Genomic DNA, 22,550 nt, shown 5'->3' on the forward strand with positions numbered 1-22,550 from the left:
TGACCCATAACGCGTCCCGTCTCGCTTCAGTTGGCGGGCATCAGTTGGTGATGTCCTGGTCCTCGCCGGTGCCGTCGGGCTTGCCGTCCTTGCCAAGCGTGCGGATGACGACGCCGCTCGCATCGGCCTTCACCTCGTAGGAATAGGGCTTGCCCCAGGGATCCTTCAGGCCGCCCTTGAGATAGGGGCCGTTCCAGCGCGCTTCGCTGGCCGGCTGTGTGACCAGGGCGGCGAGCCCTTCTTCGTCGGTCGGGTATTTCGCGTTGTCGACATAATAGAGTTCGAGCGCGCTTTCGATGTTGCGGATCTGCGCCTTGGCGGCGTTGGTCCGCGCCGAGCCGAGATAGCGCAACACCTGAGGCGCGGCGAGCGTCGCGATCAAGGCAATGATGGCGAGAACGACCAGAAGCTCGACCAGCGTGAACCCGCTTTCGCTGGTGTCGCGGCCGGATTTTTCGGAAGCTTGCTTAAAGCGCAGCATGATCATCAGAGCAGTCCCATGTTCAAACCGGCGAATTGTTCCAGCACCCAGCTGGCGCCGAGGCCGATGGTGATAAACGGGCCGAAGGCAATGCGGGCCCGCGCGGCTGCCGGACCGCTCGCTACCACCTGGCCACCAACGAACAGCAGCGCGGTGGCGCTGGCGATGAACAGCAACACCGGCAGAAGCAACGGGTCGATCCAGCATGCGGCGGCGGCCAGCATCTTGACGTCGCCGAGGCCAAGCCCGATCCGGCCGGTCATCAGGAAGTGCCCGCGCCGCAGCAGCCAGGCGGCGGCGAAGGTCGCTGCGGCAAACAGGAGATGCAACGGCAGGCCGTCCGCCCCGGCTGCCGCCACCTGATAGCCTAGGCCGACGGCGGCCAGCGCCAGGTTCAACCCGTCCGGGATGATCTGGCGGCGGAAATCGGCGATCGAAATGGCGGCGAGAATTGCCGCCAGGGCGAACGTGGCAGCCAGCAGGAGCGATGGGTGCGCAGCCGCGATCAATAGGCCAGCCTCTTCAAATCCTGCTGCAGCTTGGTGCCGCCGCGGCGTTTCTGGATCGGCGTCTGCAGGCTAATCTTGCCGCGGAATTCGTCGGTCACTTCGCGGGCCTCGTTGATGTCGCGCACGACATGCGGCCGGATGAAGATGATCAGTTCGGTACGCACAATCTTGTCGTTTTTCTGTTTGAACGCGTTGCCGATAATGGGGATGTCGCCGAGAATTGGCACCTGCGTGCGGCCGACACTGTTGTTCTGCTGGATGAGGCCGCCCAGCGCCAGGCTTTCGCCGTCATTGACCAGCACGCGGGTCTGGATCTTGCGCTGCTGTATGGTCGGTGAATCGATGCCGGAGCTCTTCGTCTCGGCAACGTTGCTGACCTCCTGCTGAATGTCGAGCATCACCCGGCCCGCATTGTTGATGCGCGGCGTCACCGTCAGGATGACGCCGGTGTCCTTCATCTGCACCGAGTTGATGATCGGCGCCGTGCCGCTGCCGGTATCCTGCGATTGCTGGGTCAGGATCGGCACCTGGTCGCCGACCTGCAAGATCGCCTTCTGGTTGTTCAGCGCCATGATGGTCGGCGCCGAAATGACGTTGACATCGGTGATCGAGGACAGCGCATTCAGCGTCACCTGTATGTTGTCGGTGGCATAACTCCAGTTGAAACCCGGCAAAGTGGCGGCGGCAGCCGCCTTGGCCACGTCGGTCACCGATACCTTCGTGCCGCCATTCTCGAAGAACCAGCGCAGGCCGTATTTCAGCTCGTCGTTGAGCGTGACTTCGGCAATGACCGCTTCCAGCATGACCTGCGTCGGCAAGATGTCGACCTTGGTCAGGATCTGCTCGATGCGCTCATAGTCGCGCGCCGTGGTCTGGATCAGCAGCGCGTTGTTTTCGATGTCGGCGACGACGGTGGCGTGGGCGGGCGGCTGTCCGTCCTGCTGCGGCATCGAAGGCGACGGCCCGGTCAACGGCACCGGGGTAATGCCGTCCGACTGCATGGCGATCGGCGTCTGGTCGGGCGACACGTTCGAGCCGTCCGCGCCGCCCTCGGTCTTGACCGAGGTGCCGAGAACCGAGCTCAGCACAGCGGCCAGTTCCTTGGCCGGGCGGTTCTGTATCTGGTAGACGAAGAGCTGGTCCTCGTTGGACTCCGCCAGCCTGTCGAGCTTGTTGATCCAGCTGGCGGCGCGCGCGAGATAGGCCGGGCGCGAGGTGATCACCAGCACCGAATTCAGCCGGTCGTTGGGGATGAACTGGATGAGCTTGGCGCCCGGCCCGTCCTTGGTGCCGAAGATGGAATCGAGTTCCGCGGCGACGGCTTCCGGCTTCGAGGTCTTCAGCGGATGCAGCGCCACCGACATGCCGCGCATCCAGTCGACATCGAACACCGACACCGCCTCGCGGATGGCATTGAGGTCGCTGTCATTGCCGGCGACGGTGATCAGGTTGCGGGTGGAATCGACCCGCAGCACCGAGCCCTGGCGGGTGATCGGCTCGAGAATGGTCTTCATCTCGTCGGCGGCGATATATTGCAGCTGCAGCACCTGCACCTTGACGCCGGGCCCCGAAGGCGACACCGAGGGCACGCTGACCGGCGGTGTGTTGGACATGATCTCGGACAGCGGCACGACCTGGTAGGTGCCGGCGCGCTTGGTGATGCCCGCGCCATTCACCGCAAGTGCTGATTCCAGTATGTCGACCAGTGCATCCTTCGACACCGGCTGCGAGGTCTGCAGCGTCACCGTGCCCTGCACGCGCGGGTCGACGATGTAGTTGAGGTGCAGCGCGTCACCCAGCACCGCCTTGGCCGCATCGGCGATCGGCGCACTGACCAGGTTGAGCTCGAACTGGCCCGAGCCGTCAGTCGTTACCTGGGTGACGGGGGCGCTGGACGAGACGAACTGGCCGGACCCCTGATACTGCGCGCCGTTGAAGCGCTGCCCGGCGCTCGCGGCCGAGGTGACGGTGGATGGTCCGGTGTATCCCGCCCGCAAGGGCGAGTTCTTGGCGTGCAGGCTGTCGATAGTCTCGGTGAAAAAGTCCTTGCCCGGCGTGGAATTGCAGCCGGCAAGTGCAAGCAACAGGCACAATACGACGCGATTGCTTGACCCGATTGACATACACCCGATTCCCCAAGGGCCTTAGTTTAGGACGTCCTGAGGTTGAGTGCTTGGATTGATGGGGGGATTTGGAGTCTATCCACAGGGTTGGTGGTGGGGGGTGGGTGCGACCGGGGGTTGGGTTTCTCCTGCAGAACCGAGAGCGCGTCGGTCAGCGCATTGAGCACCAGCGGGATCGAGTTAATGCTCCACCGCCTGAAAAGCGGTGGCTTCAAGTTACGGCTGAAAGCCAGATCGGTCTGCCTGCGGCGGACCGGGGTGCCTCGCCAGTTAAGGTTGAAGTCGTCATCCGGGCTCTCATCCTCATTGGAACAAAATCGGAAGATTCCGCTGCGTACTCAGTTGAGCCAAGCCAATCAGACGGTCCAAGAGAGGCTCGCCGTCTACATCAAAAAAACAGTCATAAAGGCTGTTCGGCCGAAGCCCAAACATCTGGGCTACTTCTGGTTTCCAACCATCCCCAAGAGGCTCAGGGGGCAGCTTCAAGAAGCTATCGGTGATCAACAATAGCTCCGCTTGCAATAGAGCTGCCTCTTCGGGCGACCATTGTCCGTCACTGTCAGAATGAACCATCAGTGTTGGACACCGCGATCCTGCGACGCCCTGTTCTACGTGCGTCGCAACCTTAGAGCGGAACGTTTCGAAGTCAGCATACGAGCCTACCTCAACCCCATCCAGCTCCTCATCGCCATCAAAGACAGCTAGATATAGTCCCATCAGGTTCTCGTGATTTCAAAATTACGGCGATGCTCTTTAGCCAAGGCCTTCAAATTGGCGCTCAACTTGCATTCTTTTGGAAGGTCTAAAACCAACCGCGTACCTTCCTGCACAGCTCGATAAAGGAGAAGTCTGACCTGATAAGTTGCCCTCATTTCAGAGACGTTTTTGATCAGAAAGATTTTATTATTTATTTCGGCATCGGCGCGCGCGCCCCTCGCAACATGCCACTTCGTCATCATAAATTCCACAGCCCATCCCTTCGCATGCCTATCACTTCTGTCTCGGAACCAAAACACCCCACCGGTTTAGCCAGTTCTGGAAGGTAGGGTTGATGGGCCGCGTCGTCTCGATCTAAGAGGCATGTTCGTTTTCAGCGATCGATACGTTTGGAGCCTAAGTTGGTAGGTCGAATCCAGCATGCTAAGCCCTCCCTTGATCTCGAAATTTCCAACCTTCATGCCGTCAAAGATCGTTCCCTTTGGCAATCCGCCCCGGCTAAACTTTGCGTCTCCCACAATGACTTTGAACGCCGCGCTGTCGAAATCAGCTTGGTTTGGCCTCCAACCGGCATTGTTCTTGGTAAGACCTAACTGCGCTAGCCGTTCGGCTTCGTGAGTAACCCCCCCCTCGAAGCGAAGCAACACTTGTTGCAGCGGCTGTTGCTCCTACTCCAGCAACCGTGGCTGCTCCTGGTGCAAAAAGGCCTGTTTCAGCGGCAGCCAATTCGGAAAGCACGTGGCCACCTTGCCGCCGCTGACATTGTCAAAAATGGTGCTTTTGCCGCAAGTAGTGGTGTGGCAGCTCCCATTGCCATGTTTGCTATCAATTGGCCACCGCTGACACTTTTAGCCGTATCCGTTGGTGCAGGAGCATTTGCAGGCTCGACACTCATGAAATATGCACCGAGGATCGCAGCAGCCCAAATGAGGGGTGCTATGTGGCCATTATTGTCCCCCCTATTGATCGGATCATTGCATGCGTAAGCATATCTGTTGGTGCCAACGCCTTCCTTAGTCGGATCCCAGTCATCCGGCGAGATGAACCGTCCAAGCACCGGATCCATGTACCTGGCATTGAGATACAGCAGCCCGGTCTCGGCATCGAAGCGCTCGCCGATATAGCCCTTTTGGGTATGGAAGCCGGTGTTGAGGCTTTCGCCGTATATGGCGTAGCTATTGCCTTCGACAGTGTTGCCCGAGATGTCGGTGACCATGCGCACCGAGGCCAGGTGTTCACGGTGGAGAGCCACAATCTGACGACGCTGGCGCTCGATCACACTGCCTTCATCGACAGCATCGTCGACCCGATTGCACACGACCCCGCGGAACTGGTCGCGACGACCATCATCCACGGCTGCACGTCCGCTAAGGCTCTTCCCGTTAGCCGGACGGAATGCCTCCAGGCATGGCGTTTTCGCCTATTTGACACCTCTCGGCTGTGGGCACATAAATCGCGCCCCAAGCTACGGAGACACCGATGACTGTCGAGCAGACGCTGCCGGACACAGCGCCCGTGGAGGCCCAAGTCAGGCCCGACCTTACGACCTTGATCGTCTATTTCGGCGCGCTGATCGCCATGTTCATGGCAACCATCGACATGCAGATCGTCGTCACCGCCTTGCCCACCATTGCCGGCGAACTCGGCAATCTGCATTTGTTCGGCTGGGTCGGTGCCGCCTACCTGCTCTCGACCGCCGCGGTCTCGCCATTCTACGGCAAGCTCGGCGACATGTATGGCCGCAAGAATGTCGTGCTGACGGCGATCGGCCTGTTCCTGCTGGGCTCGCTGGTCTGCGGCATGGCATGGTCGATGGAGAGCCTCATCGCCGCGCGCGTGCTGCAAGGCATCGGCGGCGGCGGCCTGATGGTCTCGGCCTTCGCCATGATCGGCGAACTGTTTTCGCCGCGCGACCGCGCGAAATATCAGGGCTACAGTTCGGCGGTGTTCGCGCTGTCATCAGTGCTCGGCCCGTTGGCCGGCGGCTACATCACCAGCCTGTTCGGCTGGCGCTGGGTGTTCCTGGTCAATCTGCCGATAGGCATCATCGTGCTGGCGGTGCTGGCCTTCGCCATGCGCAGCCGGTTCAACGAAAAACGGCACCGCATCGACTATCTCGGCGGCGCGCTGCTCGCCATCGGCACAACGGCGGTCGTTTATTGGGGCTATCACGTGCTCGACCCCAGCGGGCCGGACCTGCTCACCTTCGTATTGCCACTCCTCGCGCTGGTCGCCATCACCTTGTTCATCATGGTGGAGCGCCGGGCCGAAGAGCCGATCGTGCCGTTGCGGCTGTTCGGCAATTCGACGGTCAGCATCGTCTCGGGCGTGTCGCTGGTCGCCGGAACGGTGACGCTGGGCATGTTCTTCTATTTCGCCCTCTACATGCAGACGCTGACGGGTCTCAGCCCGGCCGAAGTCGGCTTCCTGTTCCTGCCGGCGTCGCTGACATCGATGGTCATCTCGATCGTCGCCGGGCGGGTAATTGCCGCAACCGGACGCTACAAATGGATGCCGGTGGTCGCCATGGCTATTGGCGGGTTTCTGATGCTGGGCTTTGTCCTCACCAACCAGCACACGCCGATCTGGGTGCTGGCAACGATGATGGCTGTGTTCGGCATCAGCATGGGCCTGCAGTTCCAGGTGCTGATCGTGGCGATCCAGGCGGCGGCACCGCTGCAGGATATCGGCGCGGTGACGTCGCTGATCACCCAGGCGCGGACGCTCGGAGCATCGCTGGGTCTGGCGCTGAACGGCGCGGTGATGATCTGGGCGCTGAACCGGCAGACAGCCGAGCTTCCTGCAGACGCCGCCGCCCTGCTGCCGGGTGGCCTGAACGGGTTGACGCCGCACCTCGCATCGAGCCTGCCGGGCGCGATCCGCGAAGTGGTGCTCGACCATTACTCCAGTGGCTTCAACGTGATGTTCATCTGGGTGGCGGCGCTCTATTTCGTCGCCATGGGGCTGACGCTGCTGCTCGAGGACAAAGAGATCCCGAAGCGGGCCTGAGCCAAAGCTTGTGTCATGCGCTGGGTTTAGGCATTTGGCGATGATCTGAAATCACCGAGGAGGACAGCCATGATCATCGACACTCATCTGCACCTGATCGACCTGTCGGCGCTGCGCTATCCCTGGCTCAGCCGCGAGCCGGCGCTCAACCGCGATTTCCCGCACGCAGAATATGCGATCCAGGCCCGCCGCGCCGGTATCGAGGCCGCGCTGCATATGGAGGTCGACGTCGATGAAGCCGACATCCAGGCCGAGACCAGCCATGTGAAGGCGCAGTCGCTGGAGAAGGGCAGTCTGTTGCGCGGGGCGATCGCCTCCTGCCGCCCGGAGGAGGCCGGCTTCGCCGCCTATCTCGGGCGCCAGCAGGCCGATCCCTTCGTCAAGGGGTTCCGCCGCGTGCTGCATGTCATGCCGGACGAGCTTTCGGACAGCGCGCGGTTTCGCGAAAACATCAAGCGGCTTGCCGGCACCGGCCTGACCTTCGACCTCGTCGTCCTGCCGCATCAGATTCCAAGGGCGGTTGCGCTCGCCGATCTGGCGCCGGATGTGCAGTTCGTGCTCGACCATTGCGGCGTGCCCGACATCAAGGCCAGTGCGGAACATCCGTGGCGCGAGCATATGACCGAGATCGCGCGGCGTCCCAATGTCATCGGCAAGATCTCCGGTGTCGTCGCCTATGCCGATGCCGGCTCATGGACCGTCGAGACCTTGCGCCCCTATGTCGAGCACACGATCGGCTGCTTCGGCTGGGACCGCGTCGTGTGGGGCAGCGACTGGCCGGTGTGCACGCTTGGCGGTGGCCTTGCGACCTGGGTGACAGCGACGCATGCGCTGATCGCGGGAGCCAGTCCCGACGAACGGGCGAAGCTGCTTTCGGGCAATGCCAGGCGGACGTGGAAGCTATAAGGCGGTACATAGCGCTCGAGATCGCCGGCAAGCGTGCAGAGCACGATCAGTGCTCTATCTGACGCCGATGCCGGCGGTCAGTCCGCCATCAATCCTGTAGTCCGCGCCGGTGCAGAAGCCGGCCTTCGACGAGCAAAGGAAGGCGATGAGTTCCGCCACTTCCTCCGGTTCGCCGATGCGGCCGAGCGGATGCGCCGCGCCGAAGCGCTTGTAGGCCTCTTCGACATCGGCATCGCTGCCGCCGTCACCGCGCGCAGCCTTCTCCAGGATCGGCGTGCGGATCGAGCCCGGGCTGACCGAATTGACGCGGATGCCTGATGCCGCGTAGTCGAGCGCCAGCGAGCGCGTCAGCGTGTGGATGGCGCCCTTGGTCGTGGCATAGGCGGCGACGTTCTGCTGGCAGGCAAAGCCCTGCACCGAGGCGACGTTGACGATGGCGCCGCCTCCGCGCTTGATCATTTCCGGAATGCCGAAATGCGCGGTCAGGTAGATCGAGCCGACATTGACCGTCATCGTTCGGTTCCAGCTTTCCCAGTCGGTGGTCGTCGCCGTGCCATAGGGATGGACGGCGGCTGAATTGACGATGACATCCAGGCCGCCGAACTTCGCGACGCCAGCCGCGACCGCGTCGCGCACCTGATCGGAGACGGACACATCGGTGTCGATGACCAGCACCGCGGCACCAGCACTTTCTAGTTGCGCTTTCATCGCCGCGTTGGCGGCGCGGTCGATGCCGCAGGCGATGATTGCGGCGCCACCGGCCGCAAGGCGTGTGGCGGTTGCCAGGCCGATTCCGGTCGTCCCGGTCACCAGGGCGACCTTGCCGTCGAAATCCGTCATTTCTAAAAACTCCTCCATTTTCTATCGACTCCCATCGGGGTCCAACAATAAGTTGCCAACCTGTCGCAGAAGGAAAGCCGAAATGGAACAATGCTGGCGCTGGTATGGGCCCGATGATCCGGTGACGCTCGATCATGTCAAGCAGGCGGGCGCCACCGGCGTGGTCTCGGCGCTCCACCATATCTATGACGGCCGGGCGTGGCCTGAGGCCGAAGTGCTGGAGCGCAAGCGCATTATCCAGGAAGCAGGACTGACCTGGTCGGTCGTCGAGAGCATTCCGGTCCATAATTCCTTCAAGATCGGCGCGCAGGAACGCGAGCGCTATGCCGGCTATTACCGCGATTCGATCCGCGCGCTGGCCAGGGCCGGCATCGCCACGATCTGCTACAATTTCATGCCGGTGGTGGACTGGACCCGCACCGATCTAGCCTACCGTCTGCCGACGACAGGCTACGCCCTGCGTTTTGATGCCGTTGATTTCGCCGCCTACGATCTGTTCGTGCTGAAGCGCAAGAACGGTGCTGACAGCTATACGCCGGCGCGTATTGCGCAAGCGGAAGCGCGGCTGAAGGAATTGTCGCCAGAGAAGATGGACCAGATCGAGCGCAATCTGATCGCCGGCCTGCCGGCTACAGAGCGCAAGTATGACCGCGACAGTTTTCGCGAGGCGCTTGCGGACTATGACGGAATCGGGCCGAAGGAGTTGCGCGGCAACCTCGCGTGGTTCCTGCGCGAGATCATTCCGGTGGCGGAAGAGGAGGGGGTGCGCATGTGTATCCACCCCGACGATCCGCCGTTTTCGCTCTACGGCCTGCCGCGCGTCGTTTCGACCGCCGAGGATGCGCGTTTCATTCTCAATGCCGTCGACAGCCAGGCCAATGGGCTGACGTTCTGCACCGGGTCCTACGGCACGCGCGCCGACAACGACATCGTCGCCATGGTCAAGGAATTCGGCGACCGCATCCACTTCGCCCATCTGCGCAACATCACCATCGAGGATGACGGCTCGTTCTACGAGGCCGAGCATCTCGAAGGCGGCACCGACATGGCGCATGTCATCCTGGCGCTGATGCAGGAGGAGGCGCGCCGCCGCAAGGAGGGCCGAGCCGACTGGCAAATCCCGATGCGGCCGGACCATGGCCACCTGCTCGCCGACGATATCGGCAAGACAAGGATCAATCCCGGCTACTCGCTGATCGGCCGCCTGAAGGGTTTGGCCGAATTGCGCGGCATCATGCGGGCCGTGGAAACGTTTGGGCTGGCTTGAAGGGGCAACGAACTGCGTTCAATGCCGACGCCGGCTCAGCGTGCGTCGCTGTAGATAATGCGGCCGGCGCGGAATGTCGTCCGATGACAATCAGATACCACGCTCGATCACGATCGCCCGGTCGCGGTGAGGCTCGTGATACAGCCGGTTGCCCTCATGGATTTGCACGGCCCTTAGTACGGCGCGCGGCTCGCTGACGGACGAGGAACCTAGCCGTTCGCCCCACGACCTGGCGGCGTGCTATTGTGTAGTGAAGTTCCGTTGCCCCGAGGTGAGCTAGAGGGGTACTCGGAAATCAAGTATGAATCATGAATAATGCAGTATTGATTTACGTTCGTGCAAGCAAAGGAACTGTAGTGATGGATGGGCACGACGGTCGTCGGAATGCGTTAAAGAAACTATACGTTTTCTCGATGCTTTTCGTTTTATTCACTTCAACATTGGTTATTTACGGAATTGGCGGATGGGTGGTTGCGTTTGGCAGCAGTGACTTCCGAGAAAGCCATGGTAGGAGAGGTATTTTTTTGGTTTTGTTAGCATGCTGCATGTTTTATGGATATATAAAGTATGACGAACATGAAACAAAAATCAGAATAAAACGGGATGAGCGCAAAGCTCTTGTGGTGAGATTTAAGCAGATTGTTTTAATTATATTTGTGTCCTTGTTTGTCCTTTTAATTGCCTAGAGATAATCTCACTATCGGAATGCGCCCAATCATGGCCAAAGGCCATGCACTTGAACACGGGACCACACAAGACACCTCCGATTGCCAGGTTGACAGAAAGCTGACAATGTATCATATCCGAAAAGCTGAGTATGTATCATATTATTCAGCGCTAGGAGAAAGACCGGCAAAGCCGGCGTCCCAGGGAGGCAATTTTGGGAGAGGCTATCAGCCAGTGGAGCAATTGGTCGGGCTATGTCACGGCCACGCCGCAGGCTTTTGCCGAACCGCAGAGTCTCGATGAGCTGAGTGGTGCCATTCGCAACGCGCCGGGACCAGTTCGATTCGCTGGCACGGGCCATTCCTTCACGCCTCTGGTCAAGAATGACGGGACGATCCTGTCGCTTGATCGCTTCGAGGGCCTGAGGTCGCACGATCCCGAAAGGCTGACAGCACGGGTCGGCGCCGGCACCAAGATCGGCGCGCTGGCAAAGCTGTTGCACGGCGTCGGCCAGGCGCTGCCGAACATGGGCGACATCGACAAGCAGGCGTTCGGCGGGGCGCTGGGCACCGCCACCCACGGCTCGGGCATCACGCTCGGCGCTTACCATACCCAGCTCGAGGCGATGCAGATCGTCGACGGGCGTGGCGCCGTGAAAGAGTTCGACCGTGCCAAGAGCCCCGACATGATCGAAGCCATGGGCGCTTCGCTCGGCGCTTTCGGCGCCGTCACCGAAGTGACGATCCGCAACGTGGCGAGTTACCGGATGCGGCACCGCCGCTGGACGGCGCCGATCGCCGATGTGCTTGCGCAATTCGAAAGCACCATGACGGCGCATCGTTCGGCCGAGTTCTACTATGTGCCGTTTTCCGGCCAGGCGCTGCTGATTGCCAGCAACATCACCGAGGCGCCGGCGACGGTGCGTCCGCCGACGGAAGACGACGATGCGGTGACGACGCTGAGAAAACTGCGCGACTATCTCAGCTGGCTCCCTTGGCTGCGCCGCCGTCTCATCGGCTCGGCCTTCGCCAAGGTGCCGGCCGAGGATTATATCGAGGAGTGGCTGAAGGTCTTCACCTCCGAGCGCAACGTCAAGTTCAACGAGATGGAATACCACCTGCCGTTCGAGGAAGGGGCGGCCGCACTCAGCGAAATCATTGCGCTGCTCGAGACGCGGTTTCCAGAGGTCTATTTTCCGATGGAGGTGCGCGTCGTCGCGCCCGACAATGTCTGGCTCAGCCCCTTCTACAAGCGCCCAACCTGTTCCATCGCCATCCATCACGGCGTCGAGCGCGATCCGATGGCGTTCTTCAACGCCGCCGAGCCGATCTTCAGGAAGCGCGGCGGCCGCCCGCATTGGGGCAAGATGCACAGCCTGACATCAAGGGAATTGAGCGCGCTCTATCCGCGCTGGAACGATGCGATGGCGGTCCGCCGCGAGATGGACCCGGACAACCGCTTCGTGTCGCCCTATATTGCCAGGCTGCTCGGCGTCGCGGCATGAGCCTGACCGACACCTATTTCGCGGAAATGTCGGGCGCGCTCAGGGCAGCCGGGATCTTTCAGCCTTGCCTGGTGCTCGATCTCGACCGGCTCGATCACAACATCGCTGCGATCAAGGCGAAGTTCGCCACGGGCCTCGATCTGCGCCTCGTCGACAAGTCGCTGCCATGCCTGCCGCTGATCGACTATATCCGCGCGGCGTTTGCGACCGACAGGCTGATGACCTTTCATCTGCCGATCAGCGCCGAGATGCTGAAAATGTTTCCCCAAGTCGATCTCCTGTTGGGCAAGCCGATGCCGGTTGCCGGCGCCAGGCACGCGCTGACGAAGGGCGTTCTCGCCGGGCTCGGCGAAGCTACGTCGCGCATCGTCTGGCTGATCGATACCGAGGAGCGGCTGGCCGCCTATGGCTCGCTTGCCGCCGAGCTCGACCGCGAGCTGCGCGTCTGCTTCGAGGTCGATGTCGGCCTTCATCGCGGCGGTATCAGCGATCCCGACTCACTGGCCCGGGCAGTTTCCGCGTTGGCGAATTACCCGCGGCTGAAATGCGAAGGCGTCATGGCCTACGAGGCGCATATCGGCCATATCCCCAAACTGCTGGGAGGACCGGCCAAGGCGCGCGTCAAGGCGATCAGCCTGTTTCGCCAGTATGTCGCTTGCCTTGCCGCCGACCAGCGCAAGATCCTCAATCTTGGCGGCAGCAGCACCGCATTGCTCTATGACAGCTGGGTCGGCGCCAATGAATTGTCCATCGGATCGGCTTTTATGCTGCCGACCGATTTCGATGTGCCGAGCCTCAGCCAATTGTGGCCTGCCGCATTCATCGCGACGCCGATCCTGAAAGTGGTCGATGTCCAGGCGCCGGGCCTCGACCAGCGCTCCTGGCTGCTGCAGAAGCTCGGGCTGTTGCCGCGGCGCGGCTGTTTTCTCTATGGCGGAAAATGGATGGCGAAGCCCGTCCATCCCGTGGGGATGAAGACCGACAAGACGTTCGGCTTTTCGACCAATCAGCAATTCATGGCGCTGCCCGACAACGTCAATGTCGGGCCTGACGACTACGCCTTCCTGCGTCCGACGCAGAGCGAATTCGTGCTACAGCAGTTCGGTTCGATCCAGGTCTATTCCGGCGGGAAATTCGTCGAGCAATGGGCCGCACTGCCGTTTTCGTAGAGCAATTCCAGGAAAAGTGTGAAGCGGTTTTCCCACAGGAATTGCGTCAAACAAAGAGATCGAAGTGGAGGAGGATAGGATGGTTGCCAAGGCAGTCAAAACCCAGCCCGTGCAGCCTGAATGGGCAGCCGAACTCGACCTCGCGCTCACCGATCTCGACGCCAGGAAGGACGACTGGGCGCAGACCTCGAATGGCGAGCGGATCGCCTTGCTGCGGCAGGTCAAGGATCACATCCGCGAGGTCGCCGAGGCGTGGGTCAAAACCGCGACGCGCAAGAAGGGCATCCCGACCGGCTCGCCGCTGGAAGGTGAGGAATGGCTGGCTGGCCCGGCGGCGCTGATGGATGGCTGCAACCAGTTCATCCACACGCTGAGCCTGATGGAGGGCAAGAAGTTCCTCGACAGACTGCCGGTCCGCACCTTGCCCAGCGGACAGGTGGCGGTGACGGTGGTTCCGAATTCGCTCTGGGACAAGGTGTTGTTCACCGGGCTGAAGGCCGAGATCTGGATGCAGCCCGGCGTGACCAAGGCGAACCTGGCCGCAAACACCGCATCGGCCTATGACGCGCCGCGCACCAGCCGCAAGGGCAAGATCGGCCTCGTGCTCGGCGCCGGCAATGTCGCCTCGATCGCGCCGCTCGACTGCCTGCACAAGCTTTTGGTCGAGCACCAGGTGGTTCTGCTCAAGATGAACCCGGTCAACGACTATCTGATCGATTTCCTGCGGCCGGCGCTGCGGCCGCTGATCGAATTCGGTGCGCTGCGCATCGTGCGCGGCGGCGCCGATGTCGGCGCGTATCTGTGCAACCACGATCTCGTCGACGACATCCACATCACCGGTGCCGCCGCTTCGCATGACGCGATCGTCTGGGGGCCTGGCGAGGAGGGCCGCAAGAACAAGGCGGCGGGCACGCCGCGCAACAGCCGGCGTATCACCTCTGAGCTTGGCGGCGTGGCACCGACCATTGTGGTGCCCGGTCCGTGGTCGGATGCCGATATCGCCTACCACGCCGAACTGATCGCCACACAGAAGCTCAACAATTCCGGTTTCAACTGTATCGCCTGCCAAATGCTCGTGTTGCCCGAAGGCTGGGACAAATCCGACGCGCTTCTGGCGGCCCTCGAAAAGGTGATGCAGAAAGCCCCGTCGCGCCCGGCCTATTATCCCGGCGCGACCGAGCGCCTCGCCGCCTTCGAGGCGCATGCCGACAGCGTACAGAAATTCGAGCGGCCCGGCGGGCCGGCCTGCGTGGTGGTGCCGTTCCGGCCGGGCACGGATACCTATCTCGAAAATGCCGAGGTGTTCGCGCCGGCGCTCAGCGTCATGCGGCTGCCGGCGGGCAATGCGGAATCCTATCTGCGCGCCGCTGTCGCCTACGCCAATGAAAAGCTGCACGGCACGCTTGCCGCCAACATCCTCATCCATCCCAGGACGATCGCCGAGATCGGCCGGCAGCGGTTCGAGGAAATCATTGCCGAACTGCGCTATGGCGGCATCGGCATCAATTCCTGGAGCGGCGTTCTGTTCGCGCTGCTGCGCCCGACCTGGGGTGCTTTCCCTGGCCACACGCTCGACGACGTGCAGAGCGGCATCGGCGTCGTCCACAACACCTATTTGTTCGACAGACCGGAACGCAGCGTGCTCGAAGCGCCGTTCCGCATCATGCCGAAGCCGGCCTGGTTCCTGACCCACAAAAGGGCACACATGGTCGGCCGCCTGATCACCGAGTTCAACTACCAGCCGAGCCTCCTGAAGCTGCCGCGCATCATCTGGAACGCGCTGCGCGGCTAGCAACGAGCATCCGATCTCGAAAACAAAAGCCGGCACAGGAGCTACGACAATGGCTGACGCGGACGCAATCATCGTTGGCGGCGGGCTGGCCGGCCTGGCCGCAGCCGCGGAACTCGGCGATGCCGGCAAGCGCGTGATCATCGTCGAGCAAGAGGGTGGCGGTTTTCTCGGCGGCCAGGCATTCTGGTCGCTCGGCGGCCTGTTTTTGGTCAACACGCCCGAGCAGCGCCGCCTGCGCATCAAGGACAGCCGCGACCTCGCCTGGCAGGATTGGCTGGGTTCTGCCCAGTTCGACCGGCCCGAGGACCATTGGCCAAGGAAAGTGGCGGAAGCCTATGTCGATTTCGCCGCCGGCGAGATGCGGCCGTGGCTCTACGCCATGGGCATGCGCTGGTGGCCGGTGGTCGGCTGGGCCGAGCGCGGCGGCGCGCTGGCCAATGGCCACGGCAATTCAGTGCCGCGCTTCCACCTGACATGGGGCACTGGGCCGGGCGTGGTCGCGCCGTTCGAAAGGCGCGTGCGCGAGCACGTCGCCAAAGGGCTGATCACTTTGAAATTCCGTCATCAGGTCAGCCGGCTGATCAAGACCAACGGCGCGGTCACCGGCGTCGCGGGCGAAATCCTGGAGGCATCCGATGTCGAGCGCGGCAAGCAGTCGAGCCGCACGGCCGTCGGCGATTTCGACCTTTCGGCCGGTGTCGTGATCGTCACCTCCGGCGGCATCGGCGGCAATCATGAGTTGGTTCGCAAGGTCTGGCCGGTCCGGCGGCTGGGGCCAGCGCCGAAGCGTATGGTTGCCGGCGTGCCGCACCATGTCGACGGCCGCATGGTGGCGATCACCCAGGACGCCGGCGGGGCCGTCATCAACGCCGACCGCATGTGGCACTATGTCGAGGGGATCAAGAACTGGAATCCGATCTGGCCGAACCACGGCATCCGCATCCTGTCGGCGCCGTCGCCGCTATGGTTCGATGCTCTGGGACAACGCATGGAGGCGCCGTTCTTCCCGAGCTTCGATTCGCTCGGCACCTTGAAGCGTATCCTGTCGACGGGACACGATTATTCCTGGTTCGTGCTGAGCAAGACGATCGCTTCGAAGGAGTTCGTGCTGTCGGGTTCGGAGCAAAACCTAGACTTTACGGCCAAGGATTGGCGGGCCGTGCTGAAGAACCGGCGCGGCGGCAAGGCGCCACCATCGGTGGCAGCGTTCCTGGAAAAGGGCGAGGACTTCGTCGTCCGCGACAACCTGGCCGACTTGGTCGCCGGCATGAACGCGCTGTCAGGCGACAATCTGCTCGACTACGACCGGCTCAAGGCGCAGATCGTGGCGCGCGATCGCGAGGTCGACCATGCCTATACCAAGGATGCGCAGGTCACAGCCGTCCGCGGCGCCCGCAACTACATTGGCGACAAGATCTTCCGGGTGACCAAGCCGCACAAGATACTCGATCCCAGGCACGGGCCGCTGATCGCGGTGCGCCTCAACATCCTGACGCGCAAAACGCTTGGCGGCCTGCACACCAATCTCAATTCGCAGGTTCTCGACGGCAATGGCGAACCCATTGCCGGGCTCTATGCGGCAGGCGAGGTGGCCGGCGGCGGTGGCGGCGGCTATCACGGCTACAATGCGCTGGAAGGGACATTTCTCGGCAGCTGCATCTTCTCCGGCAGGAACGCAGGCCGGCACGCCGCGGGCAGGTGACGCGGCTGGCGGGCCAAGAAAAGGTCGATGAGAACAGGACATCCGCCATGTTCCATGGATAGCGACTGCTTTCGATCGCTTGCCGCAACCCAGGCGGTCAGCCAGTTGCGGCTTGCCGGCGCCGACGGTTCCCATGCGCTGGTGCTCGGCGCTGCGGCACATCAGAGGCCTGCGTTACGCTGGCGCCACCGCGAAATTGAGCTCGAGGTCCTGAAGGCCTGGCCGCAAGGTCGGCCGGGCTACCACTCGGCGAAGGAGCCGTCCTTGTGACGCCAGACCGGGTTGCGCCAACGGTGGCCTTCCTTGGCCCTTTCCTTGACGTAGTCCTCGTCGATCTCGACGCCGAGGCCGGGACCATCGGGGATTGCGACATAGCCATCCTCGTAGCGAAAGACGTCCTTGTTGGCGGCATAATCGAGCAAATCGTTTGCGGCGTTGTAGTGGATGCCGAGGCTCTGTTCCTGGATGAAGCAGTTGTAGCTGACGGCATCGAGCTGCAGGCAGGCGGCAAGCGCGATCGGCCCGAGCGGGCAGTGGGGCGCCACCGCAATGTCATAGGCCTCGGCCATCGCCGCGATCTTGCGGCATTCGGTGATGCCCCCGGCATGCGACAGGTCCGGCTGGATGATGTCGACGGCGCCTTGTTCGAACACCGACTTGAAATCCCAGCGGCTGTAAAGCCGCTCGCCGAGCGCGATCGGCGTCGAGCCCAGGGCTGCGATCTCCTTCAGCGCCTCGCGATTTTCGCTGAGCACCGGCTCCTCGATGAACATCAGCCGGTAGGGTTCCAACTCCTTGACCAGCATGCGCGCCATCGGCCGGTGGACGCGGCCGTGGAAATCGACGGCGATGCCAATGTTGGACCCAACGGCCTCGCGCACCATGGCGACTCGTTCGACAGCCGCATCTATTCTGTCATGGCTGTCGACGATCTGCAGTTCCTCGGTGCCATTCATCTTCAGCGCCTGGAAACCGCGCGAAACGACCTCCCTGGCGCCAGCAGCCACTTCCGCCGGCCGGTCGCCGCCGATCCAGGAATAGACCTTGATGCTGTCGCGCAACTTGCCGCCGAGCAGTTCATGCACAGGCACGCCGAGCGCCTTGCCCTTGATGTCCCACAGCGCCTGGTCGATTCCGGCAATGGCGCTCATCAGGATCGGCCCGCCGCGGTAGAAGCCGCCGCGATGCATCACCGTCCAATGGTCCTCGATCAGGCGCGGGTCCTTGCCGATCAGATAATCGCCAAGTTCCTTGACCGCTGCCTCGACTGTCAGCGCACGGCCTTCGACGACAGGCTCGCCCCAGCCGGTGACGCCGGCATCCGTCTCGATCTTCAGGAACAGCCAGCGCGGCGGGACGATGTAGGTGGTGAGCGAGATGATTTTCATGCTGGTCTCAGTTGTTCTTGAGTTTCTTGGCGCTAACCAGGTCGCGCGCCGCAAGGTCGAGGATCCGGCCTGCCGCCGCACGCGCCGCCGCGGCATCGCGCATGCGCAGTGCCTCCACCACCTCACGGTGCGCCGCCACTGCTTCCATGCGCCGGGCGAGCGAAATGGTCGCCGTTGCTTCAAGCGAGAATTTCAGCCCGGTGTCGATCAGATTGCCGATCTGGCGGAAGATCGGGTTGTGGCTCGCAGCATAGACGATCTGGTGGAAGGTGATGTCCGAGCGCGAGAAGGCGGCGAGATCCTCGCCGGCATTGGCCATGCCGCGCCAGGCGGCTTCGAGATCGGCGATCTCCTGCAGCGTCGCACGAGTCGCCGCCAGTTCAGCTACCAGAGGTTCGATGGCGCGGCGCGTTTCGAGGATGGCGTCGAACAATTTGTCGTCCAGCGCATGCGGCGCGTGCCAGGCCAGCACCTGCGGGTCGATGATGTTCCAGTTGTCCTGTTCACATACAACCGTGCCGATGCGCGGCCGCGACAGCACCAGCCCCTTGGCGGCCAGCACCTTCAGCGCCTCGCGGATGACGGTGCGGCTGACGCCATACTCGACGCCGAGTTCGTTTTCGGTCGGCAGAGACGAGCCGGCGGGATAGCGTCCGGAAAAGATGTCTGAGGCAAGCGCCTTGGTCACATCGGGCATGACGCGCGGGCGGCGGGTGTCGCCTGATGCCTTCTTCGAAGTTTCGGTCACCTCAGCCCTCCTCCAAGGCGGCGAAACCACTGATCTCGCGTCCCCGGCCTTACCGGATGCGGATGATTTGCGCCAGCGATCCCTGGTCAGAGCATGTAGCTCAATTATCATACCAGATCAATTGACGAGTATGATAAAAAGAATTAGAGACTCTGCATCCGGGCTGAGCGCCCGGCCATCGCTGGGAGGTAATCATGCGACTTCTGAAGACCGCGCTCGTCGCGGGCGCCCTTGCCGTGCTGTCCGTCACGACCATCGCAGCATATGCTCAGGACACCAAGATAGGTTTTATCGTCAAACAGCCCGAGGAGCCGTGGTTCCAGGACGAATGGAAGTTCGCCGACCAGGCCGCCAAGGAGAAGGGTTTTACCCTGGTCAAGATCGGCGCCGAGGACGGTGAGAAGCTGATGTCGGCGATCGACAATCTCGGCGCGCAGGGCGCGCAAGGCTTCATCGTCTGCACACCTGATGTGAAACTCGGCCCCGGCATCGTCGCCAAGGCCGCCGCAAACAATCTCAAGCTGATGACCGTTGACGACCGTCTGGTCGGCGCAGACGGCAAGGCGCTGGAAGACGTGCCGCATATGGGCATTTCGGCGACCAAGATCGGCGAGGCCGTCGGCCAGGCGATCGTCGACGAAATGAAGGCGCGCGGCTGGAAGGCCGACGAGGTCGGCGCCATCCGCGTCTCCTATGATCAGTTGCCGACCGCCGTCGACCGGGTCGAAGGCGCCATCTCGGTGCTCAAGGCCAACGGCTTCAAGGCCGAGAACATCTTCGACGCGCCTCAGGCCAAGACCGACACCGAGGCTGCACTGAATGCGGCGACGGTGGTGCTCAACGCCCATGCCGACATCAAGAAGTGGGTCTCCTTCGGCCTCAACGACGAAGCCGTGCTCGGCGCCGTGCGCGCTTCCGAAAGCGTCGGCATCCCGGCCGAAAACGTGATCGGCGTCGGCATTGGCGGCGCGGATTCGGCGATCAACGAGTTCAAGAAGCCGACCGCCACCGGCTTCGTCGGCACGGTGATCATCTCGCCGAAGCGTCACGGCTACGAGACTGCGCTCAACATGTATGACTGGGTCGCCAACAACAAGGAACCCGAGAAGCTCATCCTGACCGCCGGTGCGCTGGCCAAGCGCGACGACTACCAGACGGTCCGCAAGGGTCTCGGCATCGAATAATCCTCCCTGTACAAACAGGCGGCGGCTCACAGTCGCCGCCTGTTTGGCATAGCAAAAGGATAGGCGCCCCATGTCCTTTCTCGACTTCTCGGAAATCACCAAGACCTATCCGGGCGTCAAGGCGCTGTCGGACGTCTCGTTCAGCGTCGACAAGGGCGCCGTGCACGGCCTGATGGGCGAGAACGGCGCCGGCAAATCCACGCTGATCAAGATCCTGTCCGGCGACCAGCATGCCGATGACGGCGAGATCCTCATCGACGGCAAGATGCAAGCCTATGCAACGACGCGAGATGCCTTCGACAATGGCGTCATCGTCATCCACCAGGAATTGCAGCTGGTTCCCGAGCTCACTGTTGCCGAAAACCTCAGCCTCGGCCGCTTCCCCGCCAACGCCGGCATCATCGCCCGTGCCAGGATGCTGGACGATGTTGGCGCCAAGCTGAAATCAGCCGGCATCGACATCGATATCAGCCGCAAGGTCAAGACGCTGTCGATCGGCGAGCGCCAGATGGTCGAGATCGCCAAGGCGATCATGCTCGACGCGCGCGTCATCGCTCTGGACGAGCCGACCTCGTCATTGTCGTCGCGCGAAAGCGAAATCCTGTTTGCCCTGATCGACCGCCTGCGCGGCGAGGGCAAGGTCATCATCTATGTCTCGCACCGGCTGGACGAAGTGTTCCGCCTCTGCGACAGCCTGACCGTGCTGCGCGACGGCAAGCTCGCGGCGCACCATGCGTCGCTGAAAAACGTCACACGCGACCAGGTCGTCGCCGAAATGGTCGGCCGCGAAATCTCCGATATCTGGGGTTTTCGCCCACGCCCGGCCGGCGATGTCCGGCTGAAGGTCGACGCTGTTTCCGGAGTAAAACTGACGATGCCCGCCAGCTTCGAGGCGAGGGCGGGCGAGATCGTCGGCTTCTTCGGCCTGATCGGCGCGGGGCGCTCGGAACTGATGCGGCTGGTGTTCGGCGCCGACCCGCGCTCAGGTGGCACCATTACCGTTGATGGCAAGGTCGTGCATGCCACCGATCCGCATGACGCGATCCGCGCCGGGATCGTTTTGTGCTCGGAAGACCGCAAGCATGACGGCATCATCCAGGGCCGCTCGATCGAGGAGAACATCAACATCTCGTCGCGGCGTCATCACACACGCTTCGGAATCTTGAACCGCGCCAGCGAGATCGCCACCGCCGAGACCTTCATCAAGAAGCTCAAGGTGCGCACGCCGTCGCGCAAGCAGGACATCATCAACCTCTCCGGTGGCAACCAGCAGAAGGTCATTCTCGGCCGCTGGCTGTCGGAGCAGGGCGTGCGCGTGCTTATCGTCGACGAGCCGACACGCGGTATCGATGTCGGCGCCAAAGCGGAAATCTACGAACTGCTCTACCAGCTTGCCGAAGACGGCATGGCGATCGTCGTCGTCTCGTCCGAACTGCCGGAAGTGATGGGCATTTGCGACCGCATCCTGGTGATGTGCGGCGGGCGCATCAGCGCCGAACTCGCGCGCGACCAGTTCGCCGAAAAAGCGATCCTGGCCGCCGCTCTTCCCGATCAGAAAACCCCCGACGCGATCGCATCCTGAGGATCTTTGCCATGACCGATCAGTTGAAGAAGATCCTGCTCGGCGAACAGGGCCTCGTCGTGATCTTCATCGTCGCCTTCGCGCTGGTGTCGCTGCTGGTGCCGAATTTTCTGACCGACCGCAACATGCTCGGCCTGCTGCAATCGGTGGTCACCGTCGGCATCGTCGCCTGCACGATGATGTTCTGCCTCGCCGCGCGCGACTTCGACCTCTCGGTCGGTTCGATCGTTGCTTTCGCCGGCATGGTCGCGGTAATGGCGTCGAACTATGCCGGTTCGATCCTGCTCGGGCTTCTCGCGGCAATCGCCTGCGGCGCCTTCGTCGGCTTCATCAATGGCGTCGTCATCGCCAAATTCCGCATCAACGCGCTGATCACGACGCTTGCCACCATGCAGATCGTGCGCGGCCTTGCGCTGATCGCATCCGATGGCCGCGCCGTCGGCATCAACAGCCCGGATTTCTACCAGCTGGCGCTATCCAAGCTGTTCGGCATTCCGACGCCGGTCTGGGTCCTGGCCGTGCTGTTCTGCATCTTCGGTTTTGTCCTCAATCGTACCGTCTTCGGCAAGAACACGCTGGCCATCGGCGGCAACCCGGAGGCCTCGCGCCTGGCCGGCGTCAATGTCGACTGGACGCGCATCTGGATCTTTGCTCTGCAAGGCGTGATCTGTGGCATCGCCGGCATCCTTTTGGCCTCGCGCATCACGTCGGGCCAGCCCAATGCGGCGGTCGGGCTTGAACTCTCGGTCATCTCGGCCTGCGTGCTCGGCGGCGTCTCGCTTGCCGGCGGCCGCGCCACCATGTCGGGCGTCATCGTCGGCGTGCTGATCATGGGCATCGCCGAAAACGCCATGAACCTGCTCAACATCCCGGCGTTCTACCAATACATTGTGCGCGGCGTGATCCTGCTGCTTGCCGTTTTGCTCGACAATCTGCGTTCGTCGGCACTGGGCCGGCGCTGAC

The 22,550-nt window shown here is 62.3% G+C and carries 20 protein-coding genes; 11 read left to right on the forward strand and 9 right to left on the reverse strand.

Translation table 11 applies throughout. From position 1 onward, the window contains the following. Positions 1–40 precede the first annotated feature (40 nt). The 6 genes from gspG to NKJ18_RS07875 all read right to left on the reverse strand — a co-directional run bounded on the left by gspG (position 41) and on the right by NKJ18_RS07875 (position 5,184). Positions 41–487 (reverse strand): type II secretion system major pseudopilin GspG, encoded by a 447-nt coding sequence (gene gspG / locus NKJ18_RS07850; protein WP_023696276.1) that lies wholly within the window; start codon positions 485–487, stop codon positions 41–43. Then, a complete protein-coding gene (locus NKJ18_RS07855; protein WP_023687884.1) occupies positions 487–990 on the reverse strand; it encodes a prepilin peptidase in 504 nt (167 codons plus the stop codon). The genes gspG and NKJ18_RS07855 overlap by 1 nt, the downstream gene beginning before the upstream one ends. Next, complete coding sequence (gene gspD / locus NKJ18_RS07860) at positions 987–3,113, reverse strand: type II secretion system secretin GspD (RefSeq protein ID WP_023687885.1); 2,127 nt, start codon at positions 3,111–3,113, stop codon at positions 987–989. Before gspD ends, NKJ18_RS07855 begins: the two co-directional genes overlap by 4 nt. A 303-nt stretch (positions 3,114–3,416) precedes the next feature. Beyond that, positions 3,417–3,830 (reverse strand): Imm70 family immunity protein, encoded by a 414-nt coding sequence (locus tag NKJ18_RS07865; RefSeq protein ID WP_023687886.1) that lies wholly within the window; start codon positions 3,828–3,830, stop codon positions 3,417–3,419. Next, positions 3,830–4,069: a hypothetical protein gene (locus tag NKJ18_RS07870; protein ID WP_023696274.1), complete on the reverse strand. Its 240-nt coding sequence runs from the start codon at positions 4,067–4,069 to the stop codon at positions 3,830–3,832. The genes NKJ18_RS07865 and NKJ18_RS07870 overlap by 1 nt, the downstream gene beginning before the upstream one ends. Before the next feature lie 473 nt (positions 4,070–4,542). Next, positions 4,543–5,184 (reverse strand): RHS repeat-associated core domain-containing protein, encoded by a 642-nt coding sequence (locus tag NKJ18_RS07875; RefSeq protein ID WP_084566757.1) that lies wholly within the window; start codon positions 5,182–5,184, stop codon positions 4,543–4,545. 125 nt (positions 5,185–5,309) lie between these two features. Here NKJ18_RS07875 and NKJ18_RS07880 point away from each other — a divergent pair, with 125 nt between their 5' ends. Both NKJ18_RS07880 and NKJ18_RS07885 read left to right on the forward strand, forming a co-directional pair. Then, on the forward strand, positions 5,310–6,839 hold the full coding sequence (locus NKJ18_RS07880) for an MDR family MFS transporter (protein WP_023696271.1): 1,530 nt from the start codon (positions 5,310–5,312) through the stop codon (positions 6,837–6,839). Between the two features lie 69 nt (positions 6,840–6,908). Then, complete coding sequence (locus NKJ18_RS07885) at positions 6,909–7,745, forward strand: amidohydrolase family protein (protein ID WP_352758053.1); 837 nt, start codon at positions 6,909–6,911, stop codon at positions 7,743–7,745. Between the two features lie 54 nt (positions 7,746–7,799). Here the strand turns inward: NKJ18_RS07885 and NKJ18_RS07890 are convergent, their stop codons facing one another. After that, the gene (locus tag NKJ18_RS07890) at positions 7,800–8,585 is read right to left on the reverse strand and encodes an SDR family NAD(P)-dependent oxidoreductase (protein WP_023687891.1); all 786 of its coding nucleotides are present in this window, start codon (positions 8,583–8,585) and stop codon (positions 7,800–7,802) included. 82 nt (positions 8,586–8,667) lie between these two features. On the opposite strand from NKJ18_RS07890, the gene uxuA reads away from it, so the two are divergent. The 6 genes from uxuA to NKJ18_RS07920 all read left to right on the forward strand — a co-directional run bounded on the left by uxuA (position 8,668) and on the right by NKJ18_RS07920 (position 16,685). Continuing rightward, complete coding sequence (uxuA, locus tag NKJ18_RS07895) at positions 8,668–9,852, forward strand: mannonate dehydratase (protein ID WP_023687892.1); 1,185 nt, start codon at positions 8,668–8,670, stop codon at positions 9,850–9,852. A 308-nt stretch (positions 9,853–10,160) separates the two neighbouring features. Further along, positions 10,161–10,538 carry a hypothetical protein gene (locus tag NKJ18_RS07900; protein ID WP_156033774.1) on the forward strand — a complete coding sequence of 126 codons (378 nt, stop codon included), beginning with the start codon at positions 10,161–10,163 and terminating at the stop codon, positions 10,536–10,538. Positions 10,539–10,732: 194 nt separating this feature from the next. After that, entirely contained in the window at positions 10,733–12,022 is a 1,290-nt protein-coding gene (locus NKJ18_RS07905; RefSeq protein WP_352758054.1) for a D-arabinono-1,4-lactone oxidase, read from the forward strand. Next, on the forward strand, positions 12,019–13,191 hold the full coding sequence (locus NKJ18_RS07910; protein ID WP_031199743.1) for an alanine racemase: 1,173 nt from the start codon (positions 12,019–12,021) through the stop codon (positions 13,189–13,191). The genes NKJ18_RS07905 and NKJ18_RS07910 overlap by 4 nt, the downstream gene beginning before the upstream one ends. Positions 13,192–13,270: 79 nt before the next feature. Continuing rightward, positions 13,271–14,983 carry an aldehyde dehydrogenase family protein gene (locus NKJ18_RS07915; RefSeq protein WP_352497916.1) on the forward strand — a complete coding sequence of 571 codons (1,713 nt, stop codon included), beginning with the start codon at positions 13,271–13,273 and terminating at the stop codon, positions 14,981–14,983. 49 nt (positions 14,984–15,032) lie between these two features. Beyond that, a complete protein-coding gene (locus NKJ18_RS07920; protein WP_023691361.1) occupies positions 15,033–16,685 on the forward strand; it encodes an FAD-binding dehydrogenase in 1,653 nt (550 codons plus the stop codon). A gap of 239 nt (positions 16,686–16,924) precedes the next feature. On the opposite strand, the gene dgoD is transcribed toward NKJ18_RS07920, so the two are convergent. Beyond that, entirely contained in the window at positions 16,925–18,073 is a 1,149-nt protein-coding gene (gene dgoD, locus NKJ18_RS07925; protein ID WP_023668116.1) for a galactonate dehydratase, read from the reverse strand. Between the two features lie 7 nt (positions 18,074–18,080). Continuing rightward, positions 18,081–18,770, reverse strand: a complete 690-nt coding sequence (locus NKJ18_RS07930; RefSeq protein ID WP_245259915.1) for a FadR/GntR family transcriptional regulator — start codon at positions 18,768–18,770, stop codon at positions 18,081–18,083. Positions 18,771–19,015: 245 nt separating this feature from the next. Here NKJ18_RS07930 and NKJ18_RS07935 point away from each other — a divergent pair, with 245 nt between their 5' ends. From NKJ18_RS07935 to araH, 3 genes are all read left to right on the forward strand, one after another. Next, entirely contained in the window at positions 19,016–20,005 is a 990-nt protein-coding gene (locus NKJ18_RS07935; protein ID WP_023668118.1) for an arabinose ABC transporter substrate-binding protein, read from the forward strand. Between the two features lie 70 nt (positions 20,006–20,075). Continuing rightward, complete coding sequence (araG, locus tag NKJ18_RS07940; protein ID WP_352758055.1) at positions 20,076–21,587, forward strand: L-arabinose ABC transporter ATP-binding protein AraG; 1,512 nt, start codon at positions 20,076–20,078, stop codon at positions 21,585–21,587. A gap of 11 nt (positions 21,588–21,598) precedes the next feature. After that, positions 21,599–22,549: an L-arabinose ABC transporter permease AraH gene (gene araH, locus NKJ18_RS07945; protein WP_352758056.1), complete on the forward strand. Its 951-nt coding sequence runs from the start codon at positions 21,599–21,601 to the stop codon at positions 22,547–22,549. Position 22,550: the final 1 nt, after the last annotated feature.

This window comes from Mesorhizobium sp. M0217, from assembly GCF_040321955.1.
In the GTDB taxonomy this organism is placed as follows: Bacteria; Pseudomonadota; Alphaproteobacteria; order Rhizobiales; family Rhizobiaceae; genus Mesorhizobium.